The organism is Streptomyces sp. NPDC045701 (genome assembly GCF_056432045.1).
In genome coordinates this window covers 261867-273259 of record NZ_JBWKJV010000006.1, presented here as the reverse complement: position 1 = coordinate 273259, position 11393 = coordinate 261867, and the positions used below count along the sequence as shown (strand labels likewise).

Here is an 11393-nt window from a genome sequence, read left to right as displayed (position 1 = left end):
AGAACCCCCGCCCCTTCACATGGACGAAGAGCGCCGACGAGATCCTCGAACGCCTGGCCTCATATCTTAATCGAATTCCCGGCGCAGGACACTAGTTGCTCGGTGCCCCGGCCGCGCCGGGCCCCGCGGCGTCGAGGAGCGCGGTGAGAGCGGCCCGGTGGCGGGCGGCGAGGCCGCGCACCGTCTCCTCGTCGTGCAGCGCCGTGGAGTACCACCACTCGACGCGCAGCACGTCGTCGTCGGTCGTGGCGATCACCTCGATGAGGTGGGGCCGCGTCCAGTGCGGGGCGGTGATGTCGCCCACGGGCTCCGGTGCGACGTCCGGCAGCAGGGTGCGCAGCGGCAGGGCGTCCCCGTCGCCGCCCTCGAAGTCGAAGGAGACGTCGCTCGGCGGGGCGGCGCGCAGGGCGGCCGCGATGCGCGGCCGGCCGTGGCGGCCGAGCGCGCCGAACCCCACTCCGCCGCCGGGCAGGGCCGCGAGGTGCCCGACGGTCCGGGCGAGTCGCTCGGCCGCGGTGCCGGGTCCCAGGTCCAGGCGGACGGGCGCGGTGGTGGTGAACCAGCCGGTGGTGCGGGCGAGATGGGAGTCGCCGACCGCCTCCTCGCGCCCGTGCCGCAGGACGTCCACCCGTACCGCCGGCTCGTCGAGCCACCCGGCCAGTACCTCGCCCAGGGCGTGGAGGACCAGGTCGCCCGGGTGGGCGCGGTGGGCGCGGGCCGCCGTACCGAGGCGGGCGGTGAGCTCCGGGGGGAACTCCTCGTGGTACGTCGCGGCCGTGCGGGCGGTGTTCACGGCCCGGGGGTCGGCGACCGCGTGGTCCAGCGGGACGGTCGCGGGGGTGCGTACCACGTCCGTCCACCACTCGGCCTCCGCCTCGGCCTCGGGGGTGCGGGCGTGGTCGGCGAGCGCCCGGGCCCACTCGGGGTACGGGGTGCCCTCGGCGCACCGGACGGTCCGGCGGCCGGCTTCGAGCGCCGTGTACAACTCCTCCAGGTCCTCCAGGAGGATGGACCACGAGACCATGTCGCACGCGATTTGGTGGAGGACCATCAGCAGTCGCCCCGGTCGGGCCGGGCCCGCGTCGAAGCGGACGAACCGGGCGACGCGTCCGGTCCGCGGGTCCAGGGCGCGCTGTTCGACCGCGCAGCGCAGGCTGACCGCGGCCGCCAGTTCGGCGTCGGCCAGCTCGGAGATGTCCACCGTGTCGAGCACCGGGCCGAGTGCCGCCTCGGGCGGGTCGTCGACGGAGATCGGTGCCACCGATTGCCTGGGCCGCCGGGCCGGGCGGGTCTCGACGGCCAGGCGCAGCGAGGCGTGACCGGCGACGAGGCGGCGCACGGTCTCGGCGAACAGCTCGGCGTCGATCCCGGGCCGGGTGAGGAAGAGCATCGCCTGGTTCCAGTGGGCCCGGTCGCCGGTCTGCTCCTCCCACGCCTGTTCCTGCGGAGGGGTGAGCAGGACCGGGTCGTGGCCGGAGCCGGCCGGTGCGGTGTCGGCGGTACGTCGCCGGGCGGCCCGCTCGGCGACGAGCGCGGCGAGGCGGGCGGTGGTCATCTCGGGGACGGCCAGCTCCCGCAGTTGCACGCGCACGCCGAAGGCGGCCTCGATACGGCGGGCGGTGCGGATGAGGTCGAGTGAGTCGACGCCGAGGTCGAGCAGCGGGGCCGACAGGTCGGCCCGCGGTGCGAGCACGGTGTCGGCGAGCCAGACGTCGAGCCGGGCACGCACCTCCTCGACGGCCGGGCCGGCGTCACCGGTCGGCCCGGCGGCCGGGGCGGAGGCGGAGTGGTCGCGGGGCGGTGCGGTCATGCGCCGGCCTCGCCCAGGGCGCCGTCGGGACGGCGGACCAGGAACGGCCCGAGGGCCAGGGCGTCCATCGGCAGCCGGTGGAAGGTCGCGAGGGCGTCGCGCGGGCTGCAGACGACCGGTTCGTCACGGCCGTTGAAGGAGGTGTTGAGGACCACGGGGGTGCCGGTGTGCTCGCCGACCCGGCCGATCAGCCGGTGGTACAGGGGGTCGACGTCGGCGGAGACCGTCTGCGGCCGGGTGGTGCGGTCGCTGTGGACCACGGCGGGCATGGCGGCGGCGCCCGCCTCGGTGACCGGCGTGGTGACGATCATGTACGGGAGCGGGGTGGTCGTACCGATCAGCGCCTCGGCCGCCTCCTGCTGCATGCTCGGGGCGAACGGCCGCCACGCCTCGCGGTCCTTGATGCGGACGTTGACCCGGTCGCGGGTGTGCTCGGGGTTCGGCACGGCCACCATGCTGCGGTGGCCGAGGGCACGGGGGCCGCCCTCGGCCCGGCCCTGGAACCATCCGGCGACCCCGCCGCCGGCCAGGACGTCCGCGGTCGCGGCGGCGATGTCGGCGGGCTCCGTGTAGGCGGTGCCGGACGCCTCCAGGACGTGGCGGATCTCGTCCGGGGTCCACTGCGGGCCCCAGGCGACCGAGCCCGTCATGGGCCGGACGGTGTCCCCCTCCCGGGCCGCGACCCACACCGCCGCGCCGAGGGAGACGCCCTGGTCGCCGGCGAGGGGCTGGACGAACAGGTCCCGGACCCCGGGCATGCGCATGAGCTTGCCGTTGAGGGTGGCGTTGAAGCCGACGCCGCCCGCGACCAGCAGCGTGGTCTCGCCGGTCTCCTTGAGCAGGCCGCGTACGAGGGCCATGACGGCGCGCTCCAGGGCCGCCTGGGCCGTGGCGGCGATGTCGCGGTACTCGAACGGGTCCCGGTCGGTGACCTTGGTGTAGCGCCCCGTGCGGGGATCGAAGCGGCGGATGGAGCGGTTGGGGGCGTCCGGCAGGACCTTTTCGAGGTGCTCCAGCCAGAGCCGTATGGTGGCCGTCTCCTCGTCGGTGCTGCCGGTGGAGCGCAGGCCGGGCGGGACGACGCCGATGGCGAAGCCGTCGTCGGTGAAGTCGAGGGCGCCGCCGAAGGTGAGGTCCTGCGGAGTGCCGTACGACGCCAGGCCCATCATCTTGCCCGCCGCGTCCGGGCCGAGGCCGGCGTACTCGCACACCGCGGCGTAGAAGTAGCCCAGCGACCAGCCGGGCGTGAAGCCGCGCAGGGTCTTGATGTCGCCGTCGATGCCGACGGCCAGCGTGGTGCTCACGTCCTCGCCCTGGCCGTCCAGGACGAGGATCGCCCCCCGGTCCCGCCCGGAGAGGTGGTAGGCGCTGGCGGCGTGGGCGATGTGGTGGTTGACGAACGTCAGCCGCGGGTCGCGGGTGCGCGGGAACAGCGCCTTGGGCAGCAGGTGTTCCAGCGTCTCGGCGTCGTCGGCGAACCAGTCCAGGCCCCGGTCCGCGAAGAGTTTGGGCATGTCCCAGCCGTGGGCGACGACGTCGATGTCGTCCAGGGTGAGGCCGCCCTCCGCGAGGCAGTGGGCGGCGGCGCTGAGGGGCGCCTCCCCGTAGGCGTGCTTGTTCCGGGTGAAGCGTTCCTCCTCGGCCAGGGCGATGACTTCGCCGTCCACGACGAGGCAGGCAGCACCGTCGTGGCTGGCCCCGGGCCAGCCGTTGACTCCGAGCACACGCATGGTCAGTCCCCAAAGGTCGGTCGGGATCGTCCGGCGCACCCCGCGCCTCGTGGGCGCGGGGTGCACCGGTCACGCCGACCGATCTTGTCGATCCGCCGGGTTGTACACGACCTTCGACGTTGTGCGGAGATCGGCGGCGAAGATCGCGGATGCCGCCTTCAGCACCTCGTTCGCGCGCCGCAGCTCCTCGACCTCGCCGCGCAGCCTGCGCAGTTCCGCCCGTTCCTCACCGGTCAGCTGGTCCGTTCCGGGGCCGTGCGCGGAGGCGGGGGACGCCGGGCGGGCGGAGTGGGCCGGGCCGCCTTCGGGGTCACGGTCCCTTCCCTGGGCGCGGTGCCACCCCGGGTCGCGGTCCGACCCCAGGACGTGGTCCGGCACCCGGTCGCGGTCGGGCCGCTGGGCGCGATCGGTTCCCGGTGCGCGGTCCGGCCCCTGGGCGCGGCCCCGCCCGGGGTCGCGGTCGCGGCCCGGAGCGGGCTGCTGGTCACCGCGGAACGGCCGGGGCCGGGCGGAGCGAGGGGGTTCCCGCTCCGCACCCCCCGGCCGGCCCGGTCTAGGCGCGCCCCGCGCTTCCAGTTCGCCGCTGACGGTGTGCCAGCGGCGCGACCACACCTCCACGTCCCCGCCGCACGCGGTCACATAGGCGAGGGTGACCTTCAGCGAGGGTTTGTGCAGTCCGCGCGCCGCCTCGGCGAGCGTGGCCACGGAGTAGTGCGCCCGTTTGGCCATGGTGCGGTACGAGGGGTTCCCGGCCCGCTTCCGTAAGGTGCGCAAGTCGTGGGCGAACGCCTCCAGTGGTCCTGCGGTCGGGTCCAGTAACCGCTCTGGCCTGGGCACATTTCCCCCCTGGTGCTCGGTTGTCGAAGAAGCGCGGTCCCCGCGGGGCAGACGACCGTGGTCAGCGGCGCCCGGTCCCGACGGCACGATCAGCCGGAGGACGTCGGCGTCCCGGGAGGGAAGCCGACGCACCGGATCTGCGGACATTGGTACATGCCAGTGACATACACATCAACTCATCAACCAATAATTCAGGCCAGCGGCCGGGCCGTCCACGCGGGCCGCCGGCCCTGTCCGCTCCTCCCCGTCCTACCCAGGCCCGCCCCTTCCGCTTCCCGCCGGACGGCCCCGAGTTGTACAGGGGCACTCCGGGTCAGCACCCCGTACAACTTCCCCTCGTGTACAACCTCTCACCCTCTGCAAGATCGACGTCAGGCGATACGGCCGAAACCGATGGGATTGGGTGGCGGGTGGTGGAAACAGCACGCAGCCGGACGGAATCAACAGCACCACTGGAAGGCGTCTACGAGTACCGCAGCCGTCCGCTCGTGGAACCGGACTGGCGGCGCCTGCCCGGGTGGCGCCACGTCACGGCAGCCGAGTGGGCCGACCCGCAGTGGCAGCGCGCCCACTGCGTGAAGGACGCCAAGGGACTGCGCGCGGTCATGGGCGACCTGCTGGACGAGGGTTTCTACGAGGACTGGGAACAGGACCGGCTGCACCGCGCCACCATGTCGGTGCTGCTGCCGCCCCAGATGGTCAACACCATGGCCCCGGGGGCGGCCGGCGGCCGGCCGGGCGAACTCACCAAGGCGTTCTACGACGACCCGGTACGCCGCTACATGCTGCCGGTCTTCTCCGACCGTGACCCGCGGTGGCCCTCGCACCCGATGGCCAGCCGCGATTCCCTGCACGAGCAGGACATGTGGGTCGTGGAGGGACTGACGCACCGTTACCCGACCAAGGTGCTGGCGGAACTGCTGTCGACCTGCCCGCAGTACTGCGGGCACTGCACGCGGATGGACCTCGTGGGCAACTCCACACCCCAGGTGGCCAAGAACAAGCTCCTGCTGAAGCCGACCGACCGGGCCGACCGCATCCTGGAGCACCTGCGCGCCTCCCCCGGCATCCGGGACGTGGTGGTCTCCGGCGGCGACCTGGCCAACATGCCCTGGCCGCGGCTGGAGCGCTTCATCAACGGCCTGCTGGACATCGAGTCGATCCGGGACATCCGGCTGGCGAGCAAGGGGTTGGTCGGCCTGCCCCAACACTGGCGGTCCGGCCCGGTACTGGAGGGCGTCGCGCGGGTCGCGGCGCGCGCACGGTCGCGAGGCGTGCGGATCGCGCTGCACACCCACGCCAACGCCGCCCAGCAGATCACCCCCGCGGTGGCCGAGGCGTCCTGGGCGCTGCTCGGCGCCGGGCTGCACGACGTACGCAACCAGGGCGTGCTGATGCGCGGGGTCAACGACAGCGCGCACGACCTGCTCGACCTGTGCTTCGCGCTCACCGACCACGCGGGCATCACGCCGTACTACTTCTACATGTGCGACATGATCCCCCACGCCGAGCACTGGCGCGTGCCGCTGCACCGGGCCCAGTTGATGCAACGTCAGATCATGGGGTACCTGCCCGGCTTCGCCACCCCCCGCATCGTCTGCGACGTGCCGATGGCCGGCAAGCGCTGGGTGGACCAGAGCGACTCCTACGACCGCGAACTCGGTATATCGCACTGGAGCAAGAGCTACCTCACGCCGCTGGAGGCGGCGGACCCGGAGGCCCGCGGCGGCTCGTACCACTACTACGACCCCATCGACACGCTTCCGCTCGCCGGACAGCAGTGGTGGCGGGACACCCACCGGGGCAGCACCCACGAGGCCACCCGTGAAGGGTAGAAGGGACATCCGCACCACCATGAGCAGTCTGCGTCCACCGCGTGAGGACCCCCCGGTGCTGGAGGAGTGGTACCGCCGGCACCTTGGGTCCGGCATCCACGACATCAGCTCCAGCGGCGTCCACCCGTACACCTTCGCCGAGATACGCGAACGGTGCGGCCTCACGGCCGGGGAGCTGGACGCCGTCGTCATGGACGACAGCGTCTCCCAGGGCGGCGCGGGCATCCGGCAGGCGATCGCCGACCGGTACGCGGGCGGCGACGCCGACCGGGTCCTGGTCACCCACGGCTCCAGCGAGGCCATCGCGCTCACCCTCGGCACGCTGCTGCGGGCCGGCGACCGCGTGGTCGTTCAGCAGGGCATCTACCACTCGCTGGGGCACTACCCGAGGGCGGCGGGCTGCGAGCTCGCCGAGCTGCCGGCCGCGGCCGTACGCGACGGCGAGATCGACGAGGACGTGCTCGGGAGCCTGGTCACGCCGGGCACCACGGCCGTCGTCGTCAACTTCCCGCACAACCCCTCGGGGGTCACGCTGTCCCCGCAGGGCCTCAAGGCGCTGACCGAACGGACCGCCGCCGCCGGCGCGACCCTGGTGTGGGACGCCGCCACCGCCGAGATCGCGCACCGGTGGGACGTCCTCCCGGACCCCGCCGCCGACGGTGGCGACACGATCTCCTACGGCACCTTCTCCAAAACCTTCGGTCTGCCCGGGCTCCGGGTCGGCTGGGCGATCGCGCCACCGGAGCTGATCACGGCCGTCTTCCCGCTGCGCGACCGGACCACGCTCTTCCTGTCCCCGCTGGTCGAGCTGATCGCCGAGCGGGCGATGCGTCACGCCGACGCGCTGATCGGCACGCGGGCCGCCGAGGCACGGCGCAACCTCGCGTACCTCACCGAGTGGATGGAGGGGCACCGGGACGTGGTGCGCTGGACGCCGCCCGAGGGCGGGGTGTGCGCGCTGCCCGTCTTCCGCGAGCTGGAGGAGGCCGCCGCCGGGCCGGCCGCGGTGGAACGGTTCTGCCTGGAGCTGCTGTCCCGCCACCGCACGCTCCTGGTGCCGGGTACGGCCTTCGGCGCTCCGTACGGCGCCCGGCTCGGCTTCGGCGGCCCGGAGGAGGGCTTCCGGGCCGGACTCGCGGGGCTGTCGGAGTTCCTGCACAGCCGCGCGGGCACCCGGTGACCGCCGTGGACCGCACCGACATCCTGGAGCTGTGGGACCTCCGCGTACACGAAGGCGCCGACCGTCCGGCTCTGGTGACGCCACATCGGGTGTTCACCTACCGGTCGGTGGACCTGCTGACCGACGCCTGGGCCGCTTCCCTGGCCGAGCGCGGCGCGGGCCCCGGACGGCTGGTGGGCCTCGCGTTCACCGATCCCGGCCGCACGGTGCTCGGCATGCTCGCGGCGCTGAAGGCCGGCGCGGGGTTCACCGTCCTGGACGACCGGCTGCCCGCGGCCGCGCGAGCCGCCCTGGTGCGGCGCACGGAGGCGGCGGTGTGGCTCGGCGACGGCGCGCACGCCCCCGAGGCGGCTTACCTCCCGGCCGGACCCACCGGGACCGAGGCGACGGACACCGCCTCCGCGATCCGGCGGCCCGCCCGCACGGCCGCCCCCGGTGACGTGGCCTACGTCCTGTTCACCTCCGGATCCACCGGGCAGCCCAAGGGCACGGTCATCGAGCGGGACGCGCTGCGCAGGTTCGCCGTCGCGGTCGCCGAACGACTGGAGCTCACCACCGGGGACCGCTGGCTCCAGGTGGCCTCCCTGGGCTTCGACGTCCTGATCGAGGAGGTGTTCCCCGCGCTCGTGGCGGGCGCGGCGGTCGTGTGCAGGACCGACACCCACGCGCTGGACGCGGATGAGCTGCACGCGACGATCGCCCGTACCGGTACCACCGTGGTGGAGCTGTCCACCCAGTACTGGCTGGAGTACGCCCGCTGGCTCGACGCGCGCGATCTGACCACGCCGGCGGACCTGCGCCTGGTGGTGGTCGGGGGCGAGCGCATGGACCCACGGCCCTACCGGGAGTGGCAGGCGCGCCGGCGGGCCCGGCTGGCGCACGTCTACGGCCTGACCGAGTGCACCGTCAGCTCCACCTTCTACACCGGGCTGCTTCCGGCCGAGGCCGAGGAGGTCCCGCTCGGCACGCCGCTGCGGGACGTCGAGATCAGCGTCCGCCGCGACGGGCGGCCGGTGCCGCAGGGCGAGTCCGGGGAGATCCACATCGGCGGACCGCTGCTGGCCAGGGGTTTCCTCGGCGACGAGGCCGCCACCGCCCGCCGGTTCGTACCCGACCCGTCGGCCGCCGTTCCCGGTGCGCGTGTGTACGTGACGGGCGACCTGGGCCGGATCGACACCGAGGGGAACCTCGTCTTCCTGGGGCGGCTCGACGACCAGGTGAAGATCCGCGGCCACCGGCTGGAGCCGGCGCGGGTGGAGCGCGCGCTGTGCGAGGACCCGGCCGTGGACCAGGCCGTGGTGTTCCCCGACCCGGACACCGGAACCGTGCTGTGGGGCTTCACCGTCCCGGCCGACCCCCGGCACGCCCCGCTGCCCGGCGAGGCGGTCCGCCTGACCGGCGCCGAGAGGGACGCGCTGCTGGCCCCGCTGGAGGCGGCGCTGCCCGACTGGGCGGTGCCCAGGCTGCTGTACCGGGTCTCCGGCCTGCCGAAGAACCCGCACGGCAAGATCGACAAGCGCCGGCTGGCTGCCTGGGCGACCGCGACCGGTTCCGCCGGCGCGACGTCGGCTGGGCCGGCGGGCGGGGCGGGCCCGGTCAGCGTGCCGGGGCCCCGGGACGAACCGCTGTCCACCGTCGTGGACCTGTTCCGTGAGGTCCTGGGAGCACCGGAGTTCGGTCCCGACGACGACTTCTTCGAGCACGGCGGGCAGTCCCTGCTGGCGATGCGCCTGCTCGCCCGGCTGCGCGAGTCCTTCCCCCGGGCGGCCGGACTGCGCGCGAGCGGCCTGCTGCGCTGTCCGACCCCCCGGCTCCTGGCCGGGGCGCTCGAAGCCGGCGGAACCGGCGGGACCGGCCGTCCCCGGGAGGTCACCCGGCCCTGAGCGACCGGGCCGCACGGACCGGCCCGCGCCCCGCCCGCGCACCTCGCCGGCGGGCACGGCGCCCACCAGGGTCTCCCCCGCCAGGACCGGGCGCGCCCGCTCCTTTCTCCCGCGTACCTCCTCCGGCGCGCGCCTCCTCCGCGCGGCACGTCCATCGCGTCACCCGCACCACCCGAGGGCCCGCGGGCCCGGCTCCGGTCACCCCCGCGGGCAGTAACCATCACCGACCACTCAGCGAGAGTTGGCAATGTCGAACCTCACCGACCAGTCCACACGCAGCTACACCCTCTCCCCCGACGAGGCCGCCGCCACCGCGGAGCTCACCGTCGAACTGGCCGCCCTCTACCCGTCCTTCGGCGACCCCGGCCTCCTGCGCGACCTGCCGCGGCTGGCGGCGCGGCTGCCGCTGGGCGTGCAGCACTTCCTGCGCGACTTCAAACTGGGCGACCGCCACGGCCATGTGGTGGTCCGCGGGCACGAGTTCGACCAGCGTCGCATCGGACCCACCCCCGAGCACTGGCGAGGCCGTCGCCGGCCCGGACCGGAGTTCCCCGAGGAGCTGCTGCTGATGCTGTACTCGGCGCTGCTGGGCGAGCCGTTCGGCTGGGCCACGCAGCAGGACGGCCACCTCGTGCACGACATCTTCCCGATCCGCCGGCACGAGAACGACCAGCTGGGCATGGGCAGCAAGGAGCTGCTGACCTGGCACACCGAGGACGCCTTCCACCCCTACCGCAGCGACTACCTGATCCTGGGCGCGCTGCGCAACCCCGACCGGGTGCCCACCACGGTCGGCGAGCTGGACCTGTCCTCGCTGTCCGACGAGGACGTCGACATCCTCTTCGAGCCGCGCTTCCACATCGCCCCGGACGAGTCGCATCTGCCGAAGAACAACACCATCACCTCCGACGAGGAGGCCGCCCGTTTCGCCACCATCCAGCGGATGATCGACGAGCGTCCGCTCGGGCCGCTGCTGTACGGCTCACGGCGGGACCCGTACATGCGTCTGGACCCGTACTTCACCTCCGTGCCGGAGGACGACGCCGACGCACGGCGTGCCTACGACGCGCTGTTCAAGGTGGTCGACGCCGGTATGCGGGAGGTGGTCGCGGACCAGGGAGACGTGCTGTTCATCGACAACCACCGGGCCGTGCACGGCCGTCTGCCGTTCCAGGCGCGTTACGACGGCACCGACCGCTGGCTCAAGCGGGTCTGCGTCACCGCCGACCTGCGGCGCTCCCGCCCGATGCGGGCCACGGCCGAGACCCGGCTGCTGGGCTGAGCGCACCCCGTGGAACCCACCCTCACGGACCTGTCCCGCGCCCCCTGGCTGCTACCCGAGGTGGACGCCCTGATCGGCGCGAACATGCCCGCGTTCATGAGCTGGGAGTCCCCCGGCAACTGGCGCTGGCACGAGATGTACGAACTCCACCCCGCCCACCAGCTGTGCCTGGTGGACGGTGACGGCCACCTGGTCGCGGCGGCCAACGGGCTGCCGGTGAGCTGGGACGGCACCGCCTCGTCGCTGCCCGCCGGCAGTGACGAGGTCCTGGTGGACGCCGTCGACCACGGCCCCCCGGAGAACCCGGACGCCGTCTGCATGCTGTCGGTGTCCGTCGACCCCGCGCACCGGGCCGCCGGCCACGCCGAGCGGCTGCTGTCCGAGGTCCGCGCCAGGGCCGCGGACCGGTGCCCGCGCGGGGTGATCATCCCCGTCCGGCCCACCCGCAAGCCGCGCTACCCGCTCATCCCGATCGAGGAGTACGCCGCCTGGCGGCGGCCCGACGGCCGCTGCTTCGACCCGTGGCTGCGCACGCACCTGGAGCTCGGCGCCCGGCAGCTGGGCGTCGCCCACCGGTCGCTCGTGATCCGTCAGCCGGTGGCGCGCTGGGAGGAGTTCCTCGGGCACGCCCTGCCGGGGCCCGGTGACCACCCGCTGCCCGGTGGCCTGGTGCCGCTGCGAGTGGCCGACGACGGTCATGGGACGTACGCCGAGCCCAACGTCTGGGTGCACCACCCGGCCGGGCCGTCATGACCCACTCCGGTGCACCACCCGGCCGGACGCCATGACCCGCGCCACGCACGCTCCCGCACGGCGGTGTGCCCGCTCCCTCCCGA

Annotated in this window: 8 protein-coding genes; 5 read left to right on the top strand and 3 right to left on the bottom strand. The window is 73.9% G+C overall.

The window, feature by feature from the left end:
• Positions 1 to 91: 91 nt before the first annotated feature.
• The 3 genes from AC07DW_RS10620 to AC07DW_RS10610 all read right to left on the bottom strand — a co-directional run bounded on the left by AC07DW_RS10620 (position 92) and on the right by AC07DW_RS10610 (position 4314).
• Positions 92 to 1810, bottom strand: a complete 1719-nt coding sequence (locus AC07DW_RS10620) for a condensation domain-containing protein (RefSeq protein WP_478857262.1) — start codon at positions 1808 to 1810, stop codon at positions 92 to 94.
• Positions 1807 to 3540 (bottom strand): carbamoyltransferase family protein, encoded by a 1734-nt coding sequence (locus AC07DW_RS10615; RefSeq protein WP_478857261.1) that lies wholly within the window; start codon positions 3538 to 3540, stop codon positions 1807 to 1809. Before AC07DW_RS10615 ends, AC07DW_RS10620 begins: the two co-directional genes overlap by 4 nt.
• A 69-nt stretch (positions 3541 to 3609) precedes the next feature.
• Positions 3610 to 4314 carry an XRE family transcriptional regulator gene (locus tag AC07DW_RS10610; protein WP_478857260.1) on the bottom strand — a complete coding sequence of 235 codons (705 nt, stop codon included), beginning with the start codon at positions 4312 to 4314 and terminating at the stop codon, positions 3610 to 3612.
• 476 nt (positions 4315 to 4790) lie between these two features.
• Between AC07DW_RS10610 and AC07DW_RS10605 the strand changes: the two genes are divergently transcribed.
• From AC07DW_RS10605 to AC07DW_RS10585, 5 genes are all read left to right on the top strand, one after another.
• Positions 4791 to 6212 carry a KamA family radical SAM protein gene (locus tag AC07DW_RS10605; protein ID WP_478857259.1) on the top strand — a complete coding sequence of 474 codons (1422 nt, stop codon included), beginning with the start codon at positions 4791 to 4793 and terminating at the stop codon, positions 6210 to 6212.
• A gap of 19 nt (positions 6213 to 6231) precedes the next feature.
• Positions 6232 to 7392 carry a capreomycidine synthase gene (vioD, locus tag AC07DW_RS10600; RefSeq protein ID WP_478857258.1) on the top strand — a complete coding sequence of 387 codons (1161 nt, stop codon included), beginning with the start codon at positions 6232 to 6234 and terminating at the stop codon, positions 7390 to 7392.
• Between the two features lie 5 nt (positions 7393 to 7397).
• Positions 7398 to 9275, top strand: a complete 1878-nt coding sequence (locus AC07DW_RS10595) for an amino acid adenylation domain-containing protein (protein WP_478857257.1) — start codon at positions 7398 to 7400, stop codon at positions 9273 to 9275.
• Between the two features lie 247 nt (positions 9276 to 9522).
• Positions 9523 to 10557 carry an arginine beta-hydroxylase, Fe(II)/alpha-ketoglutarate-dependent gene (gene vioC, locus AC07DW_RS10590; protein WP_478857256.1) on the top strand — a complete coding sequence of 345 codons (1035 nt, stop codon included), beginning with the start codon at positions 9523 to 9525 and terminating at the stop codon, positions 10555 to 10557.
• Positions 10558 to 10566: 9 nt separating this feature from the next.
• On the top strand, positions 10567 to 11310 hold the full coding sequence (locus AC07DW_RS10585) for a hypothetical protein (RefSeq protein ID WP_478857255.1): 744 nt from the start codon (positions 10567 to 10569) through the stop codon (positions 11308 to 11310).
• Positions 11311 to 11393: the final 83 nt, after the last annotated feature.

Bases quoted from the DNA above. Each gene is read 5' to 3' on its own strand.
- AC07DW_RS10615 (WP_478857261.1), bottom strand. From the start codon at position 3,540: ATGCGTGTGCTCGGAGTCAACGGCTGGCCCGGGGCCAGCCACGACGGT.
- vioC (WP_478857256.1), top strand. From the start codon at position 9,523: ATGTCGAACCTCACCGACCAGTCCACACGCAGCTACACCCTCTCCCCC.
- AC07DW_RS10620 (WP_478857262.1), bottom strand. From the start codon at position 1,810: ATGACCGCACCGCCCCGCGACCACTCCGCCTCCGCCCCGGCCGCCGGG.
- vioD (WP_478857258.1), top strand. From the start codon at position 6,232: ATGAGCAGTCTGCGTCCACCGCGTGAGGACCCCCCGGTGCTGGAGGAG.